Consider the following 19,105-nt stretch of genomic DNA (forward strand, 5'->3'; position numbering starts at 1 on the left):
TTTAAAAGTAATCTTTTTGAAGACTTTGCCAAGCTTCAAACTGTAAAAATGTAAAAGCCTCCCTATGTTTCCATAGGAAGGCTTTCTTTTTTAAATTAAAACAATTAACTGAAAGTTTACTCTTTAATCAAGCGTTTCACAGTGCTTGCGTTGTTACCAATTATCTGAACTACATAAACGCCAGAAGCAAGTGATGAAACATCTACTGCTTTTTCACCTTGCATTGTGCGAAGGTCTGTTGTGTTTACTAGTTTTCCGTTTATGTCATAGATCATCATTTTCTCTAAAGAAATGTTGGTCTTGTTCACAAGGTTAACCACATTGCTCGCTGGGTTTGGATATAATGCCAAACCTTTGTCCAATGAGTTTTCACCAACACCAATTGTGGTTTCCACAGTAAGTACAAAACTACAAGTAGAAACGTTTCCGTATTCATCCTCGGCAGTTAGTGTAATGGTGTGTGTTCCATCAGGAAGCGGAGTTCCCACTGCTGGAGACTGGCTTGTGATGGTTACTGGGTCGGTACAGTTGTCAACAGCTGTAGCTTCGCCAGTTGCAAAATAGTCTGGCAAGATGTAGAACAAGCCACCAGCTCCTGGATCAACAGTTTGATCTGCTGGGCAGGTAATTACAGGGGCAAGTTTGTCTACCACATTTACTTCGGCAGTACAAGAGGCTATGTTGCCGCTCGCATCGCTCACAAATACGGTAATCATTATTGGGGTTCCAATATCTGCACAGCTAACTGTGGTTACATCTACTGCGATGGTGCTAATTCCACAAGCTTCAACTATATCAGAAAGAAGGCTATAAGGATCGATGGTTGTAGTTCCATCAGGTCCAAGCTCAACTTCTACAACATTGCCTGTTCCAGCAAGTTCATAGCTGAGATCAAAATTATCTACGCCAGCTGCCCAGCCCCAACCGCCAAGATCGTCAAAAGTCCAACGAACTTGGAACGCTGCATTTGCAAAAGCAGAAGCATCAATTGACTCCGTTTGGATGTTTGGAACCAAATCTGCATCGTAAAGTGCTATTTGTTGCCAAGCTGTTCCATCATAAACCTCAACAGTGAATGTTTGGTCTCCAGATTCCTGGAAAGCAACATCATAGCCAACCAATACATTGGTTGCGTCTGTAAGGTCGTATACTGGAGAAGATAAGGAAACTTTATTGGTTTGTCCACTACCAGCTGCGTCATCATTAAAGATTGCTGCGTTGGATGTGAAATCATCACCAGTAGGCATTGCGCCAGAACCAAAGGTCCAATCTGCAACTCCAGCTAGAATCTCAGTAGACCATCCTGCAGGAACGGTAGTTCCTTCAAAATCCTCTGTTTCTGAAACTGTTGGATTTGTTCCACAAGTAATTACAGGAGCAATGTTGTCAATAACATTAACTGTTGCTATACAGGTAGACTCGTTTCCACTTGCATCCGTAACGGTTACTTCTACTTGGTTTGGACCAAGGTCTGCACAAGTGAAGTCGAGACCGCCACCACCGCCTCCGGTTGTGTAATGGATGTTCCCATTGAAGACACGTGGCTCAAAACCGCCAGTGAATGGATAATCCACTCCACGTCCTTCATAAAACTCAAGGTTTGCATCAGAGGCGAAAAGGTTTCCAGTTACAGTACCATTGGTATATGACAAAGTTCCGTTATCCGTAGTCGTAACATAGAATGCAGCTCTATCACCAGCAGGAACAACAATTCCTAAGTTTAGGTTTAGTGCTGTAGGCAAACCTGCACCAGCAGAAGTAATACCAGTAAGTGTTGCTAACAATGTCCAATCACCAGGATTGGTATTGGAACCGACCCAAGTACCAGTTTTATAGTATATTTCAAAATCATTATCTGCACCAGTTGGAAGATTAACATCAAATGAGTCAATTGTAAGATCATTGATCGCCGTAACATCAAACATAGCACCATCAAGTCCATTACCACCCGCAAAAGTTGTAGTAAGCGAACCCGTAGTTCCACCACCGGCTCCGCCAGCAGTAACAGTATATCCACACGCTTCATCAACGCTCAATAAAAGATCGTTTGGATCTACACTTGCCATTCCGTTTGCATCAAGAAATACATCAAGACCACCACCGGCTGCAGATTCGTAGTTCAACAGGACGTTGTCCACACCTGCGCCCCAGTTAAAGCCTGTTTCATCATCCCAAGTGAATTTTACTTGGAAGGCAGCATTTGCAAATGCCAATACATCTAAAACTCCAGTATTTACAGGGTCGATATCGGCGTTGTCCGCCAAGAAGACTTGTTGCCAAGCGGCTCCATCCCAAACTTCAGCACGTAATAATCCTGAACCTGCAAAATCTTGTAATGCATAATCAAAAGAGAGTTCTGCAGTAGTAGTTCCGCTCAAGTCATAAATTGGAGACAATAATTCTGCTACATTGTCGCCATTTCCAGCTGCGTCATCGTCAAAGATGGCCGCATTTGTTGGGAAATCCCCTCCAACTGGCATATCACCAGATCCAAAGGTCCAGTCGTAAGTACCTACAAGGATATTGGTGGACCAACCTGTTGGAATTGTAGCACCTTCAAATTCTTCCAATACGGAAACAGTTGCTACTCCACCAATACAAGTGATAACAGGAGCGGTAACGTCTTGTACGGTAACGGTAGAAGTACAGGTAGCTATATTTCCAGAGTTATCAGTAACAGTAAGAACTACGGTGTTTGCACCCGTCATTGAGCAATCAAATGTAGTAATGTCCAATGCTAAAGTTACGCTACCACAATTATCCATAGAACCATTATCCACATCAGCAGCTGCTATTGTTGCCATTCCTGTTATTGGGTCTATATCCACTGTAATATCTTGACAAACGGCTATTGGTAGCTCATTGTCGTTTACTGTAACTGTAAAAGAACAGGTAACAGTGTTGTTATCACTATCAGTTACTGAAAGCTCTACTGTAGTAACGCCTACTGCGAAAGTACTTCCGCTAGCTGGAGTAGCTATAATAGATGAAGAAATGTTACCGTCTTCATCATCAATCGCGACACCAGCAAAGTTTGCAACTGCGCCGCAAGTTCCTGGAGCATTGTTTATAACAATATCCGCAGGACAAGCGATAGTTGGTGGATTGCCCACAACAATTGCTACTTCACTGAAGTTAATGCAATAGCTTAATAGAGTTCCACTATCTCCTCCGCTATCATCGCAGATACGAAGTGTCCAGTCACCAGTAATTGATTGACCGGCAAGTAAAGTATTTAACAAACCACCTTCTGCAAGATAATCAGCCATTGGTGCTCCTCCCGTCCATCCGGTTACGGCATTTACAGAACTATCTGTAAAAACTAAAGTAGCAGCAGTGTCCAATCCTGTGCTTCCACCATTGTCGGTTGAAAGTTCAACAGTTATAGTACCATCTGGTGATATTAAGAAAATATCAAGATCGGATGCCCAAGTGTGGGTCAATTCAATTTCGATGCTATCAAGATTATAATCACCTGCTCCAGTACCTACGTTTCCAGTTGCGGAAACAGTTGCTAGAGAAAGTGTTGGGTTGGTACAAGCACTACCACCAGTTCCAACTGCTGGAATAGGGGTTGGAACAACTGTAGCGCATTCAGCAACTGGGCCTCCGCCTCCAGTTGAAACAACAGAACCAATAATTTGAAAAGGTAAACCTTGTTGGGTGCTAGTTCCAGCATCTAGCAATGGGTTGTATGGTCCGCCAGCTAAGGACTGTAAACCATTTCCAGTTGTGGTTTGTCCCAAGATAGCAATAGGGGGAGCCCATGGACCAGAAGATAAAGAACCACTGTAGTTCCAATCCAACCAATAGGTTCCAGCAGTTAACGTAAGACCTGTTGGATTAATAGTACAATCCATTATTGGTCTGTTTGTAGCAGGTGTACTTTCTGAATCTCTATAAATTGTACTCCAAGCAGAGGAAGCAAGAACATTGGTTGTAGCATCGCCCCAAACAATATTACTGCCTGCAAGACCCGGAACACCATCCCAAATTCGTAACGTAATTCCTGTGATGGTGGAAGTAGTTGTAGAACCAGTTTGATAGGTGTAAAAGTGAAGTTCGGTAATGTCGTAATCGTCGGTTAAAGTAACATCATCTGCCATTCGGTTGTTAGCAGTGAATTGTGCACCTGCTCCTAAGGAGGTCATGCCTAGGGTTATATTTTGCAATCTACTTCTATCCGGAGCCACATTTAAAATCGGTCCATTGTCGTAGATTAAAGCCGGAGCCGCTGGGCTCGGTGGGTAATAGGTTCCCGTATTCGGGATTATCCTACTAAGATTAAAAAAAGGCTGCGTCGTATTCGCACCATTAACCGTTTCGGCGGATTGTCCGAAAACCCCAATGGTTAAAATACAGCACAACACGAACGTAATGCAATAAGTAATTTTTTTCATGATAAATATATTTATAGTTAGAGCAATAAATATATGTTAAATCATTCACATTTAGACTAGTATTTCAAAAATTTATGTTAAATATTAATGGTATCTAAATTCAATTAGAATTTTAAAGAAGTATCAATAAAATAAGCCATTCCAAGAATATGGAATGGCTTATTTTAAACTTAAAAATTGTTTACAATTATTTTATCATCTCATAACTGCGTTTTATGAACGCTGTAAGCTCTTCTCCTTTCAATAAATTTTTACTCAATCTTGCCAAATCGAGCGCTTGATTTACCAATCTTTCTTTCTTCTTTTCCGTTTTGGTGTTTAATATTTCGCTAACCAATTCGTGATTAGTGTTAACCACCAAATTATACATTTCAGGGAAACCGCCCATTCCGAACATGCCACCACCGCCGCCAGATTTTTGCATATCTTTCATTCTGCGCATAAATTCTGGTTCGGTGATTATGAAAGGATTTGCATTACTATCCAGTGCTTCAAGTTGAACACTAAATTTTTCCTTAGGAATAACGCCTTCCAAGAAGGTTTTTAAACTTTCTTTTTCTTCATCAGAAAGTTTTGAAATCTGCTCGTCGTCTTTTTTGATGAGGTTTTCAACGTGATCGCTATCTACACGCACAAAAGTTACTTTTTCTTCACTACCTTCTACTTTTTGAAGCAAATGGGTTATGATTGGCGAATCTAAAAGCAAAACTTCATATCCTTTTTCTTTCGCAGTTTCAATGTAACTATGTTGCTCTTCTTTGTTTGAAGCATAGAGAACAACAAGGTTTCCGTCTTTATCAGTTTGAACATCTTTTATTTTTTCTTTCAATTCTGAAAGAGTAAAGTAAGCATTGTCAACGGTTGGATACAAAGCGAAATCTTGTGCTTTTTCGAAGAATTTATCTTCAGTAAGCATTCCGTATTCAATTACGATTTTAATGTCGTTCCATTTCTTTTCAAAACCTTCACGGTCGCTATTGAAAAGACTTTTCAATTTATCTGCAACTTTACGAGTAATGTAGCTTGAAATCTTTTTAACTGCGCCATCTGCTTGTAAATAGCTTCGCGAAACGTTTAGTGGAATGTCTGGACTGTCAATAACGCCGCGTAACATCGTTAAGAATTCTGGTACAATTCCCTCAACATTATCAGTTACAAAAACTTGGTTTTGATACAATTGAATTTTGTCTTTCTGAATGCTCATATCGTTAGACATCTTCGGGAAATAAAGAATTCCTGTAAGATTGAATGGATAATCTACATTTAAATGAATGTGGAAAAGCGGCTCTTCAAATTGCATCGGGTACAACTCTCTATAAAAAGAATTGTAGTCTTTATCTTCAAGTTCTGTAGGCAACTTTGTCCACGCTGGGTTTGGGTTGTTGATTATATTGTCAACTTCCTTAGTTGGCGCCTTGTCTTCTTTCTTTGCATCGTCTGACTTCGGAAGGGTTTCGGTGCGAGTTCCAAATTTAATTGGGATTGGCATAAACTTGTTATACTTCACAAGTAACTCACTGATTCGTGAATCTTCCAAGAATTCAGTCGAATCTTCTGCAATATGAAGAATAATCTCTGTTCCTCTTTCTTTTTTATTGGCTTTTACTAAAGTAAATTCAGGCGAACCGTCGCACGTCCAATGCACTGCTGGTTCGTCTTTGAAGCTTTTAGTGATGATTTCAACCTTTTCCGCAACCATAAACGCAGAGTAAAAACCTAGACCAAAATGCCCAATGATTCCTGCATCTTTCCCGTCTTTGTCTTTATATTTTTCTATGAATTCCTCAGCACCAGAAAATGCGATTTGATTGATATATTTTTCAACTTCATCTTTGGTCATCCCAATTCCTTGGTCTGTAATGCGAAGTTGTTTTTTCTCTTTATCAAGTGTAACTTCAATTTTCGGGTTACCGTATTCTACACCTTCAGCTTCACCAATATTGGCAAGATGCTTCATTTTTAAAGTAGCATCCGTCGCGTTCGAAATTAATTCACGAAGAAAAATCTCGTGGTCGCTGTATAAAAACTTTTTAATCAGTGGAAAAATATTATCTACTGATACATTGATAGTTCCTTTGCTCATTTTATTATGTATTACTATTAATTATTATTTATTCCTGGAGCTCCAATTTTTCTTCGGCTTCGTTCAGGGAACAAAATCATAGTCAAATAAAATACCACAGCGCAAGTTTCTGCCACCTTGTCACAGAAAAAAGATAATAAACTTTAACAGAACATTCTGTTTAAACATTGAGTTAAAACATTCAACAGTAGTTATATTTGTATATTGATGTAAATGTCAAAATTTGTTCAATTTTAAATACTTACGAAACCATGGCAACTGTAATAAAAAAATCTCCAGCACCTAAAAAAAAGGCTCTAAAGAATACTATTAATAAGGATAAAATAATTTCGCTTTATATGGAATCGGTTCTTATGAACGAAAAAACGCCGAAAAGTGTTTTTAAATTCTGCAAAGAACACAATTTTGAAGAAGCCGTTTTTTACGAACACTTTGGTTCTTTTGAAGGCTTGCAAATGGAGATTTGGAATTCCTTTTATAGAAAAACTATTCTGCTGGCGAATAACGACGAAGCTTTTCCGAATTATTCCAACCAAGAGAAAATGCTTACGTTTTTCTATACTTTCTTTGAATTACTCACATTAAACCGAAGCTACGTTCTTTTCACTTTAAAAGAACATCAAAATATGATGAAAAATTTGAGTCAGTTAAAAGGACTTCGAAAAGACATAAAACACTTTGCAGCTGAACTGATTCGTGATAATAACGAAGACAAAAAGCTTAAAGTTTTAACACAATCGGTAACCGTTTTTTCTGAAGGCGCTTGGTTGCAAACACTATTCTTACTAAAATATTGGATGGACGATAATTCTGCTGGTTTTGAAAATACAGATGTGGCCATTGAAAAATCGGTGCGTGCAATTTTTGACGTTTTCGATACCAAACCGCTAGAAAGTGTGTTGGATTTCGGTAAATTTTTATGGAAAGAAAAAATGATGTAATGAAGACGATAGACAAAATCCCCACCAATAAAATTCAGCGTGCTTCAAAGTTGATGACCACCGGCGTAAAAGTTGGCGGGAATTATTTGAAGTATTACGGAAAAAAACTTGTAAACTCAGAGCATACAAAAGACGAGTTAAACGAAAGCAATGCCGAAGATATTTACGATAGCTTAAAAAACTTAAAAGGCAGCGCTCTAAAAGTTGCGCAAATGTTGAGCATGGAAAAGAACATTATGCCAAAGGCGTATGTTGAGAAATTTTCGTTGGCTCAGTTTCAAGTGCCGCCACTTTCGGCACCATTGGTACGTAAAACTTTTAAAAAGTATTTTGGAGATACACCAGAAAGTCTTTATGACACTTTTAATGCCGAATCTGTGGCTGCGGCGAGTATTGGCCAAGTGCATAAAGCCAAGAAAGATGGTAAGGATTTAGCAATAAAAATTCAATACCCAGGAATTGCAGAAAGTATTAGCAGTGATTTGGCGATGGTAAAACCCGTTGCAATGAAAATGTTCAATATAAAAGGAAAGGATAGCGATAAATATTTTCAGGAAGTGGAAGGCAAATTGTTGGAAGAAACCAATTATATTTTGGAATTAAAGCAGAGTGAAGAAATTTCTTTAGCTTGTAAAAACATTCCCAATCTAAGATTTCCAAAATATTATCAAGAACTTTCCAACGAGCGAATCATTACAATGGATTGGATGGAAGGTCAACAACTCTCTGTATTTGTGAAGCAGAACAAGAGCATTGAAAATTCGCAAAAAGTAGGGCAGACGCTTTGGGATTTCTATATGTTCCAAATGCACCAGTTAAAACGCGTGCACGCTGATCCGCACCCAGGGAATTTTTTGGTAGATGAAGATGCAAATTTAATTGCTATCGACTTTGGTTGCGTGAAAACCGTTCCCGACGAATTTTATGTGCCTTACTTTGAATTGGCAAAACCTGAAAACATCAATAATCCCGAAGTTTTTTTAGAGAAAATGTATGCTTTGGAAATTCTAAAAGAAGAAGATTCGCCAGAAGAAACAAAATTCTTTTCAGAGTTGTTTTATGAAATGTTGAGTTTGTTTACAAAACCCTTCCACGGCGAAACTTTTGATTTTGGTGATGAGGAATTCTTCGGAAAAATTGCAGAGCTAAGCAATAAATATTCAAAAGATCCAGAAATTCGGAAAATGAACGGAAATCGAGGCTCCAAACATTTCCTTTATATAAACAGGACATTCTTTGGACTTTACAACTTGATGAACGATTTGGGAGCGAAAGTAGAAATCAATAATTATAAACAATACATTTAAACTTTAACAAAACTTTGTTTAGGCCTTTAACAATTTCAATAAACAAAGCGCTGTATCTTTACATCTAAATAATGAATATTACATTGCTATGAAAAAGTAAAAATATTCCATTATTTAATTGGTTAGGTTGTTTAAGAAGGGCGCATCTTTTGCGCCCTTTTTTGTTGTTTTGAAAAATCGTTTTCCGCACTAACTGTTATGCGTGCATATTATATAAGCTTTATTTACTTCCTTTAAAAGCAGTATATACTTATCTTTCCACTCTATTTTAAATTCAAATAAATGTACACTTCAAAAATTACTGGTTTGGGTTATTACGTACCCGAAAATGTGGTTACTAATGATGATCTTTCAAAACTGATGGACACCAACGACGCTTGGATTCAGGAACGAACAGGTATCAAAGAACGCAGACATATTAAAAAAGGTGATGGCAATTCTACATCCGTTATGGCGGTTAAAGCTTCAACAATCGCCTTAGAACGTGCGAAACTTGAGCCCAATGATATAGATATGATCGTTTTTGCAACACTAAGTCCAGATATGTATTTTCCAGGCGGCGGGGTAGAAGTGCAGGAAATGATGGGAATGCAAACCATTCCAGCTTTGGATGTTCGCAACCAGTGTACTGGTTTTGTGTATGCACTTTCCGTGGCAGACCAGTTTATAAAGACAGGAATGTATAAAAACATTTTAGTGATTGGTAGTGAAAACCACAGTGGAGGTTTGGATTTTTCGGATCGTGGGAGAAGTGTTTCCGTTATTTTTGGTGATGGTGCTGGAGCAGCCGTAGTTTCTAGAAATGAAACAGGAAAAGGAGGAATTCTTTCAACACATCTTCACAGTGAAGGACAACATAAAAACGAACTTTCCCTAAAAGGCCCAAGTACCGAACATTGGGTGCCTCAGATTATTGCTGAAAACCCACAAGAAGATATTCCTTATTATCCTTATATGAACGGCCAATTTGTTTTTAAGCACGCTATTGTTCGTTTCTCTGAAGTTATTCAGGAAGGCTTGGAGGCAAATAATCTTGAAGTAAAAGATATTAGTATGTTAATTCCACATCAGGCCAATCTTCGTATTTCGCAGTTTATTCAGCATAAGTTGAAATTGACAGATGACCAGGTTTTTAATAATATTCAAAAATATGGAAACACAACTGCAGCTTCTATACCAATAGCTTTAACCGAAGCTTGGGAAGAAGGAAAAATTAAAGAAGGAGATTTGGTGGTTTTGGCAGCTTTCGGAAGTGGTTTCACTTGGGGAAGCGCTATAATTAGATGGTAGTTTTCTTCAGTAGAAAAAAATGAAAAAGCCTTTCAGCAAATTTTGAAAGGCTTTTCAGTACCTAAAAAGGTATAATTCGTTAAATGCTAATTCAAACAAACCATAAAATGAAGTCTTAGGTATTTACTATATAGACGTAGAAAAACATCTTATGGTTTCACTACAAGTCATTATTTAACAGAATAATAACAAGAAAAGCCTAAAACAAACAAACCCGAAGCGTTTGCCTCGGGTTTGAATCTTTACTGCAATTATTAACACTAACCATCAACGTAAAAAATAGTGCAGTAAAGAATAAATTCTAACTACTATATAGACGTTCAAAAAGTGGAAATGTTTCACAACCCTTCTCTTTTTAACGAACCTTTATGAAATGCCAGTACCAAAGAACAGAATTCAAAGAAAAAATTTATAATTTAGGCATTCCATCTTCAGCTTTATCAAATATTAAATAAAGTTGAATTCTTGAAGATTGGTGTTGTAATTTCCCTAGAAACTATTAAAATTGAAGAAGACATTAGTACTTGGCGCCAGCCTTAATTCCAGCCGATATTCAAACTTAGCCATTAACCGCTTGGTAAATCACGGACATACTGTCAAAGCTGTTGGTTTGAGAGAAGGAACGGTTGCAGGCCTTACTATTTCAACCGAAAAAGAAGCTTTTGAAAATATCGATACTGTGACGCTTTATTTGAATCCGAAACGTCAGGAAGAATTTTATGATTATATAGTTTCCTTAAAGCCGAAGCGCGTCATTTTCAACCCCGGAACCGAAAACCCTGAATTTTATGAAATACTTCAAAAAAATAATATTGAATCTGAAGTTGCTTGCACTTTAGTTCTTCTGGGAACGAATCAATATTAAGCCTAAGAAAGTGAGCGCTCCGTTCAATATTAATATGAAGAAGCCGAATTCAAAATTCAAATATTTCAGACTTAATGTGCTTATTGAGTAGCCCAAAAAAGGAGTTAGTATTGCGACTATGGGCACAAATTTGTCTTTTACGTTCCATTTCGTGAAAAGACCATAGGCATATAACCCTAACAGCGGACCGTAGGTATAGCCCGCAAATACAAACAGTTTTGCAATTACAGATGCATCGGCAATTACATATTTGAAGAAAATAATCACCAAAATTAGTAGCACAGATACCAAAATGTGAATTAGTTTACGAACGCGGATTTGCTTCTCTTCGTCATACTTTTTTTCAATTTCTAGAATATCAATGCTGAATGAAGTCGTTAAAGCTGTTAAAGCACTATCTGCGCTACTATAAGCTGCGGCGATCAATCCTAAGATGAAGAGCACGGCAACGCCAATCCCAAATTCATTCATCATTGCAAGTGTAGGGTACAATTGATCTTTGTGAGCATCTATTCCGTTCTGTTGCGCATAAACTGTCAATAAAAGTCCTAAAACCAAAAACACAAAATTTACAATGGTTAAAACAATTGTAAACCAAAACATGTTTTTCTGCGCATCCTTTAAATTGCGGCAAGTTAGATTTTTCTGCATCATATCTTGGTCTAAACCAGTCATAACAATCGCTATAAACGCACCACTAATAAACTGTTTCACAAAATGATCGCTAGATTTCCAATCGTCAAAAAAGAAAATTTGACTCATATCACTATCCGCAATAAAGTTGAATAGATTACTTCCTGATAATCCTAAATCTGTGGAAACAAAATACACCGAAACCCCAACAGCTACAAGCATAAATAGAGTTTGAAGCGTATCCGTCCATACAATGGTTTTTATTCCACTTTTGAATGTATAGAGCCAAATCAATAATATGGTAATAGTAACCGTGACCCAAAAAGGGATATTCAGATCATCAAAAATCATACTTTGCATAACAACCGCTACCAGATAAAGCCTAAAACTAGCGCCCACAATTCGTGAAAGTATAAAGAATGAAGCTCCAGTTTTATAGGAAGACGTTCCAAACCTACTCTCTAAATAGGTATAAATAGAAGTAAGATTCATTCTGTAATATAGCGGTAGCAATACAGTGCCAATAACCGCATAACCCACGATATATCCCAAAACCACTTGAAAATAACTAAATTTTGAAGCTTCCACCCAACCAGGAACTGAAATAAATGTCACTCCGCTTAACGAAGCCCCAATCATTCCAAAAGCAACCAAATACCAAGGCGATTGTTTGCCAGCCTTAAAAAAATCTGCGTTGCTTCCGCCTCTATTGGTTAAAAAAGAAACAAGAATCAAAACCAAAAAATAACCAACAATTAAGAGCAGTATGTGTAAGGGTTGCATAAAAATTAAGACTTCATTGGTTAGTGATACTTTTTGGTAAAAATACAAAGTTTGATTTCCCCACCATTTTTATTTTTGATACATTTGAAAACTTTGAATTAAAAAAAATATAACTCCTTAAAAATTAAAAAGATGCGTTTTAAATTACTTCTACTCTTAGCCTTGTTTTTTGGTTCTTTCACCAGTCAGGCGCAGGAATATTTACAAATGATTGATGATGGCACTTATAAAGTGCAGGACGTCATAGACAATGCTGAAGCCTACTTCGCAAACAGAGACAAAGGTCGAGGAACTGGTTACAAACCCTTTAAAAGGTGGGAGTACAACGCCCTTAGAATGGTTAAAGAAAACGGATACCTTCCAACAACTGAAGAGCGTTTAACCGAACTTCAACGTTGGAATGCATATTTAAACAACACTGCCCAAAATCGCTTAGTTCTTCCAGATAACTGGGAAGAACTTGGACCAAAAGCTTGGAACAATACATCCGGTTGGAATCCTGGAGTTGGAAGAATTACAGGTCTTGCAATTGAAGAAGGAAACATCAACCATATGATTATTGGTGCTAATACTGGCGGTGTATGGAGAACTACAGACGGTGCCCAAACTTGGACTCCGCTGTGTGATTATTTCTCAAATCTTTCAGTTTATTCAGTAGCAATAGATCCTGATGATGCGAATACCTATTTTTTCGGTTCTACAAACGGAAAAATATTTAAATCTACAGATGCTGGAGCAACCTGGAATTTACAAGGAACTATAGGAAACAGTATTGTAAATAAGATTCTTATCAATCCAACTGATACTAACATTATGTTCGCAACTGCTGAAAATGTGGGCATCTATAGATCTACTGATAGTGGTGCAAACTGGGTAAAAGTTGTGTCGGGAGATAATAGAGCTTATGATATTGAATTTAAACCTGGAGATCTTTCAGTAGTTTACGCATCAGGAAGTGGTTTTCACAAATCTACCGATGGTGGTGCTACATTTACTACAATTGGAGGTTTCACAAGCGGGCCAAAAATGATTGGAGTTTCTGCGGATGATGCAAACGTTGTTTACGTTTTGGAAGCTTCTGGAAGTAAATTTGGAGCTTTTTATAGTTCAAACGATAGTGGAGATAGCTTCACAAAATTAAATCACGGAGGTCTTAACTTTTTTGGATATGATACCAACGGAAATGATAACAGCGGCCAAGCTCCACGAGATATGGGGATTGCTGTAAACCCAACTGATGCAAACGAAGTTCATATTGCTGGACTTCTTACTTGGAAATCATCAAACGCAGGTGTAAGTTTTACTTGTACCTCAGACTGGACAGTACAAAATGCTGCAGCTAAGAATATAGGATATTGTCATTCAGATATTGATGACCTTCAGTTTTACGGAACTACTTTGTTTTCAATTTCTGATGGAGGTATTTATAAAGCTGAAAATACAGCAGTTGTGAATAGTACCTACTTTGAAGACCTTACGGAAGGTTTAGGAATTCGTCAATTTTATAAAATTGGAGTTTCCCAAACAGCTGATGTTATTGTTTCAGGGGGTTCACAAGACAATGGAACTTCTTTCTACACAGCCGCAACAGGATGGAAAGATTGGTTGGGTGCAGACGGTATGGAATCTTTTATAAGTAACTCTAACAGCAGTATCTTTTTTGGAACAAGTCAAGGTGGGCAATTGTATCGCTCTATGAATGGCGGGAATTCTTATATTAATATAAATGAACCTGGAAGCGGTTCTGGAAACTGGGTAACACCTTTTGAACAAGATCCTACACTAGAAAACACTATATATGTTGGCTATGACCACGTTTATAAATCTTCCAACTTTGGTGGTACTTGGACTACGATTTCACAAGATTTCATAAATAATTTGGACAATTTGAAGATTGCTGCGTCAAACAATCAAGTAATGTTTGCTTCAACAGGCCCGTTCCTATATAGAACTGGAGATGGAGGAGCAACAGACTGGATTAGAACAACATTACCAGGCGGAACTATAAATTCTATAGCTATCCACCCTAATAATTCTGATAAAATAGCCGTAGCAACATCAAGTAACAACCGCGTTTTTGTTTCTAATGACGGAGGAGCTACTTGGGAAAACTATAAAAAGAACCTTCCGAATTTCAGTGCATTAGCTCTTGTGTGGGATAATAATGGTGAAGATGGTTTATATCTAGGAATGGATTACGGAATCTATTATATAGACAACACCTTCACAGATTGGCAGCCATACAGTAACTTATTACCAAACGTAATTGTAAATGAATTGGAGATCAATAACACAACAAATACATTGTATGCTGGGACTTACGGAAGAGGTCTTTGGGCTTCACCATTAGTAGCAAGCACTATTGGTATAGAAGATGTAATTTCTGAAAGCACCATGAGTATTTACCCAAACCCAGCAACTTCAGAATTTACAATTGGATTGCCAAAATCTATGAATGCGGAAGTTAGAGTTTTTGATATCACTGGAAAACTTCTTATTTATGAAGCCAAAGCATTAATATCAAACAATCATACCGTTGATGTTTCATCGCTTTCTTCTGGAACGTATTTTGTTCGTTTGAATACTGAAGATGGAACTGCAACTAAAAAATTGCTTATAAAATAAATATCTTCTTTTAAATATTAGGAATGCTTCAGAAATAATCAACTTTTTCTGAAGCATTTTTTTTAACTTGTCCGCTGGTAAAAAACTATGGAATTTTCTTCAAAACTTCTTGAAAACGCAGTAAACGAAATGTCTCAACTTCCTGGAATCGGGAAGCGTACAGCTTTGCGTTTAGTGCTTCATATGTTGAAACAGCCAAAGGAGCAAACACAAAAATTGGCATCCAGTTTGACCAAAATGCGCGAGGAAATAAACTTCTGCGCAAACTGCCATAATATTAGTGATACAAAGCTTTGCGAAATATGCGCCAACCCACGCCGTGACGAACAGTTGGTTTGTGTAGTTGAAGATATTCGCGATGTTATGGCAATAGAAAATACAAGTCAATATCGCGGTCATTATCACGTTTTGGGTGGCAAAATTTCGCCAATGGACGGAATTGGTCCGGGTGATTTAACCATTCCTTCTTTAGTTGAAAAAGTAAAAACAGGAAACATTCGTGAACTTATTTTTGCGCTCAGCTCAACTATGGAAGGTGATACCACCAATTTCTACATCTACAAACAAATAGAATCTTACAGCATAATTACAACCACAATTGCTCGTGGAATTTCAGTAGGTGACGAACTTGAGTATGCCGATGAGGTTACGCTAGGACGAAGTATTTTGCATCGAATTCCTTTTGAATCTTCACTAAAAAGCCTGTAGTTTGAAGCTATCCGTTGTTATCCTAAATTATAATGTTCGCTATTTTTTAGAGCAGTGCATCCTTTCAGTTCAAAATGCAATCGAAAACTTGGAAGCTGAAATTATTGTAATTGACAATGACTCAAAAGATGATAGTTGTGAAATGTTAAGACGAAATTTCCCCGAAATCATACTTATTCAAAACAAAGAAAACGTTGGTTTCAGCAAAGCAAATAACCAAGCTGTTGCCATAGCAAAAGGGGAATATGTTTGTATTCTAAACCCAGATACTGCCGTTGCTGAAGATACTTTTCAACGAGCAATTAAATATTCTGAAAGCGTTGAAAATATTGGCGCACTTGGCGTTTATTTAATGGATGGCACGGGTAATTTTCTTCCAGAAAGCAAACGAAATTTACCAACCCCAAAAGTATCTTTATTTAAATTTTCTGGCTTTTCGAATAAATATTATGCTAACAATATTTCTGAAACCGCAAAAGGAGAAGTTGACATATTAGTGGGCGCTTTTATGCTATTAAAAAGAAGCATTTACAACGAAGTAGGCGGTTTTGATGAAGACTATTTCATGTATGGAGAAGACATCGATTTCTCCTATAAAATTACAAAAGCTGGTTACAAAAACCATTATTTAGGAAGCACGACCGTACTTCACTATAAAGGCGAAAGCACTAAAAAAGACGATATATATTTTGAACGTTTTTACGGTGCGATGCGAATTTTCTACCGAAAACATTTCAATAAAAACCTGCTATTAGAAAGTTCGGTTTCTGCGGCAGTTGCTTTGGCCAAAAAAGCTCGAAAAATTTCGTCCGACAAAAAAAAGACGCCAACAGCAAAGGTTGAAAAAAGTTATTTCTTCACAGAAAATGTGGAATTGCTCGAAAAACTTTCAACGAGTATAGATATTGTTTTTCAATTGGTTTCAAAAAATATGCACCATTCTATTATTCTAAAAAATAGCTTGTTTGTCTTTGACGCAGCATACATTTCTTATGAAGAAATCTTCACGATAATGAAGCAATTAAAGGGTAACGGCAATCTTTTTAGAATACTTCCAGTGGGTTGTGACTTCATAATAGGAAGCGACCAAAGTGACGAAAAGGGCGGCGTGGTTGTTTTTTAAGAAATTTGAAACCCAAAGCGAACAAATTTTAACTAATTTTGCAAACTTAACTTATGGGCTTGGATTGTTAACTGAGCTAAGCCGAAGTGCAGCCGAAGGGTTGGAATCTTGAACTTTAAACCTTGAATTTTTGAATTGCTATGGCAAAATTTGAATTGAAACTTCCCAAAATGGGCGAAAGTGTTGCAGAAGCAACCTTAACTAATTGGCTAAAAGAAGTGGGCGACACTATTGAAGCCGATGAAGCTGTGCTTGAAATTGCGACCGACAAGGTGGACAGTGAAGTTCCCAGCGAGGTAGATGGCGTTTTGATTGAAAAACTTTTCAATGTAGATGATGTAATTCAAGTAGGTCAAACCATTGCCATTATTGAAATCGCTGGTGGAAGCGATGAAAGCCCAAAAGCAAGCACTGAAAGCACTCCCGCGCCAGAAGTTATCAAGGAAGTTGAAAAACACGTTGAAACTGCCAAACAAGCAACTCACGCACCAATTGAAAATAAAGGCGATCGTTTCTATTCGCCATTAGTAAAAAATATTGCTGCTGCAGAAGGTATTTCCCAAACAGAACTAGACGGAATATCAGGAAGCGGAAAAGATGGACGTGTTACCAAAAATGATATTTTGGGTTATGTAGAAAATCGTTCAACTGCAAAACCGCAACCGCAAGCTGTTGCTGAAACTAAAACTCCAGAAACAGCAAAACCTTCAGAACCTACAAAACCAAAAGCTGCAGTATCAGTTGGCGGCGATGATGAAATTATTGAAATGACTAGAATGGGCAAATTAATCGCCCATCATATGGTTGAAAGCACGCAAAGCGCTGCGCACGTGCAATCGTTTATAGAATGCGATGTTACCAATATTTGGAATTGGAGAAATAAAATGAAAACTGCCTTCGCTAAACGTGAAGGAGAAAATTTAACCTTCACCCCAATATTTATGGAAGCCGTGGCTAAAGCCTTAAAAGACTTCCCAATGATGAATATTGCTGTAGATGGTAATAATATCATCAAACGTAAAAACATAAACTTAGGTATGGCCGCGGCACTTCCAGACGGAAACCTAATCGTTCCCGTAATCAAAAACGCAGACCGATTGAATTTGCTTGGAATGAGCAAAGCAGTAAACGATCTTGCAACCCGAGCGCGCGAAAACAAATTGAAGCCAGACGATATTCAAGGCGGTACTTATACGGTTACGAACGTTGGAACCTTTGGTAGTATTATGGGAACTCCAATCATTAATCAACCACAAGTAGGTATTCTTGCCTTAGGAGCAATAAGGAAGGTGCCTGCAGTTATTGAAACCCCAGAAGGAGATTTTATTGGTATTCGTTTCAAAATGTTCCTTTCTCACAGTTATGATCACAGAGTTGTAAACGGTGCGTTGGGAGGACAATTCGTGAAGCGTGTTGCTGATTATTTGGAAGATTGGGATGTAAATAGAGAAATCTAATTCGAAATAAATTGTTATGAATAGGAGGTTTTGAATTCAAAACCTCCTATTTTTTTTATATATTATTTCAAAATTTTAATAAAAAGTATCTTTGCCTAACAAAACAAAACAATGGAGCTCAAATTAAAAAAACCAATCTGCTTTTTCGATCTTGAAACCACAGGTGTTAATGTAGCAAAAGACAGAATTGTTGAAATTGCTATTCAAAAAGTATTTCCAAACGGAAATGAAGAAAGCCACACTTGGCGCGTAAACCCAGAAATGTCCATTCCCGCAGAATCTTCCGCAATTCACGGAATTACTGATGAAATGGTTGCCGATGAACCTACGTTTAAAGAACTAGCCGCAAAAGTATATGCTTTGATTAAAGATAGCGATCTTGGTGGATTCAACTCCAACCGTTTTGATATTCCGCTGCTAGCCGAAGAACTGCTTCGTGCTGAAATTGATTTCGATTTAAAAAAATCACTTTCGGTAGATGTGCAGACTATATTCCACAAAATGGAAAAACGAACTTTAGAAGCAGCATATAAATTTTACTGTGATAAAGATTTAAAAGACGCACATAGTGCAGCAGCAGATACAAATGCTACTTATGAAGTTTTAAAAGCACAACTAGATAGATATAGTGAACTGGAGAACGACATGAGTTTTTTAGCAGATTTCAGCTCTCATAAAGATCATGCCGACTTTGCTGGATTTGTCAGTTATAACGAAGATGGTGTTGAGGTTTTCTCCTTCGGAAAATATAAGGGACAATTAGTTACAGATATTTTAGACAAAGATTCTGGGTATTTAGGCTGGTTGTTAAATGCAGATTTTCCGCTTTATACCAAAAAAGTCCTAACTCGTATTAGGCTTCAAAAGTTGAACACAAAACAATAAAATAC

General features: G+C 37.6%; 12 protein-coding genes. 9 read left to right on the forward strand and 3 right to left on the reverse strand.

Annotated features, from left to right (window positions below; all coding sequences use genetic code 11):
• Positions 1-116: 116 nt before the first annotated feature.
• Both AEQSU_RS10270 and htpG read right to left on the reverse strand, forming a co-directional pair.
• Positions 117-4,400: an HYR domain-containing protein gene (locus AEQSU_RS10270; protein ID WP_014782792.1), complete on the reverse strand. Its 4,284-nt coding sequence runs from the start codon at positions 4,398-4,400 to the stop codon at positions 117-119.
• A gap of 187 nt (positions 4,401-4,587) precedes the next feature.
• Positions 4,588-6,483 (reverse strand): molecular chaperone HtpG, encoded by a 1,896-nt coding sequence (gene htpG / locus AEQSU_RS10275; RefSeq protein ID WP_014782793.1) that lies wholly within the window; start codon positions 6,481-6,483, stop codon positions 4,588-4,590.
• 251 nt (positions 6,484-6,734) lie between these two features.
• On the opposite strand from htpG, the gene AEQSU_RS10280 reads away from it, so the two are divergent.
• The 4 genes from AEQSU_RS10280 to AEQSU_RS10295 all read left to right on the forward strand — a co-directional run bounded on the left by AEQSU_RS10280 (position 6,735) and on the right by AEQSU_RS10295 (position 10,886).
• The gene (locus tag AEQSU_RS10280; protein ID WP_014782794.1) at positions 6,735-7,424 is read left to right on the forward strand and encodes a TetR family transcriptional regulator C-terminal domain-containing protein; all 690 of its coding nucleotides are present in this window, start codon (positions 6,735-6,737) and stop codon (positions 7,422-7,424) included.
• Entirely contained in the window at positions 7,424-8,731 is a 1,308-nt protein-coding gene (locus AEQSU_RS10285; protein ID WP_042492434.1) for an ABC1 kinase family protein, read from the forward strand. The genes AEQSU_RS10280 and AEQSU_RS10285 overlap by 1 nt, the downstream gene beginning before the upstream one ends.
• Before the next feature lie 282 nt (positions 8,732-9,013).
• Entirely contained in the window at positions 9,014-10,021 is a 1,008-nt protein-coding gene (locus tag AEQSU_RS10290; RefSeq protein ID WP_014782796.1) for a 3-oxoacyl-ACP synthase III family protein, read from the forward strand.
• A 505-nt stretch (positions 10,022-10,526) separates the two neighbouring features.
• On the forward strand, positions 10,527-10,886 hold the full coding sequence (locus AEQSU_RS10295; RefSeq protein WP_014782797.1) for a CoA-binding protein: 360 nt from the start codon (positions 10,527-10,529) through the stop codon (positions 10,884-10,886).
• Here the strand turns inward: AEQSU_RS10295 and AEQSU_RS10300 are convergent.
• Positions 10,857-12,302, reverse strand: a complete 1,446-nt coding sequence (locus tag AEQSU_RS10300; protein WP_014782798.1) for a sodium:solute symporter — start codon at positions 12,300-12,302, stop codon at positions 10,857-10,859. The genes AEQSU_RS10295 and AEQSU_RS10300 overlap by 30 nt on opposite strands.
• 132 nt (positions 12,303-12,434) lie before the next feature.
• Between AEQSU_RS10300 and AEQSU_RS10305 the strand changes: the two genes are divergently transcribed.
• The 5 genes from AEQSU_RS10305 to AEQSU_RS10325 all read left to right on the forward strand — a co-directional run bounded on the left by AEQSU_RS10305 (position 12,435) and on the right by AEQSU_RS10325 (position 19,100).
• The gene (locus AEQSU_RS10305) at positions 12,435-14,927 is read left to right on the forward strand and encodes a T9SS type A sorting domain-containing protein (RefSeq protein WP_014782799.1); all 2,493 of its coding nucleotides are present in this window, start codon (positions 12,435-12,437) and stop codon (positions 14,925-14,927) included.
• Positions 14,928-15,014: 87 nt separating this feature from the next.
• Positions 15,015-15,635 (forward strand): recombination mediator RecR, encoded by a 621-nt coding sequence (recR, locus tag AEQSU_RS10310; protein WP_014782800.1) that lies wholly within the window; start codon positions 15,015-15,017, stop codon positions 15,633-15,635.
• Between the two features lies 1 nt (position 15,636).
• Positions 15,637-16,758: a glycosyltransferase family 2 protein gene (locus AEQSU_RS10315; protein ID WP_014782801.1), complete on the forward strand. Its 1,122-nt coding sequence runs from the start codon at positions 15,637-15,639 to the stop codon at positions 16,756-16,758.
• Between the two features lie 140 nt (positions 16,759-16,898).
• Positions 16,899-18,215 carry a dihydrolipoamide acetyltransferase family protein gene (locus tag AEQSU_RS10320; RefSeq protein ID WP_014782802.1) on the forward strand — a complete coding sequence of 439 codons (1,317 nt, stop codon included), beginning with the start codon at positions 16,899-16,901 and terminating at the stop codon, positions 18,213-18,215.
• Positions 18,216-18,326: 111 nt separating this feature from the next.
• The gene (locus AEQSU_RS10325) at positions 18,327-19,100 is read left to right on the forward strand and encodes a 3'-5' exonuclease (RefSeq protein ID WP_014782803.1); all 774 of its coding nucleotides are present in this window, start codon (positions 18,327-18,329) and stop codon (positions 19,098-19,100) included.
• Positions 19,101-19,105: the final 5 nt, after the last annotated feature.

This window comes from Aequorivita sublithincola DSM 14238 (assembly GCF_000265385.1).
Classification (GTDB): Bacteria; Bacteroidota; Bacteroidia; order Flavobacteriales; family Flavobacteriaceae; genus Aequorivita; species Aequorivita sublithincola.

Bases quoted from the DNA above. Each gene is read 5' to 3' on its own strand.
- AEQSU_RS10270 (WP_014782792.1), bottom strand. From the start codon at position 4,400: ATGAAAAAAATTACTTATTGCATTACGTTCGTGTTGTGCTGTATTTTA.
- htpG (WP_014782793.1), bottom strand. From the start codon at position 6,483: ATGAGCAAAGGAACTATCAATGTATCAGTAGATAATATTTTTCCACTG.
- AEQSU_RS10280 (WP_014782794.1), top strand. From the start codon at position 6,735: ATGGCAACTGTAATAAAAAAATCTCCAGCACCTAAAAAAAAGGCTCTA.
- AEQSU_RS10285 (WP_042492434.1), top strand. From the start codon at position 7,424: ATGAAGACGATAGACAAAATCCCCACCAATAAAATTCAGCGTGCTTCA.
- AEQSU_RS10290 (WP_014782796.1), top strand. From the start codon at position 9,014: ATGTACACTTCAAAAATTACTGGTTTGGGTTATTACGTACCCGAAAAT.
- AEQSU_RS10300 (WP_014782798.1), bottom strand. From the start codon at position 12,302: ATGCAACCCTTACACATACTGCTCTTAATTGTTGGTTATTTTTTGGTT.
- AEQSU_RS10305 (WP_014782799.1), top strand. From the start codon at position 12,435: ATGCGTTTTAAATTACTTCTACTCTTAGCCTTGTTTTTTGGTTCTTTC.
- recR (WP_014782800.1), top strand. From the start codon at position 15,015: ATGGAATTTTCTTCAAAACTTCTTGAAAACGCAGTAAACGAAATGTCT.
- AEQSU_RS10320 (WP_014782802.1), top strand. From the start codon at position 16,899: ATGGCAAAATTTGAATTGAAACTTCCCAAAATGGGCGAAAGTGTTGCA.
- AEQSU_RS10325 (WP_014782803.1), top strand. From the start codon at position 18,327: ATGGAGCTCAAATTAAAAAAACCAATCTGCTTTTTCGATCTTGAAACC.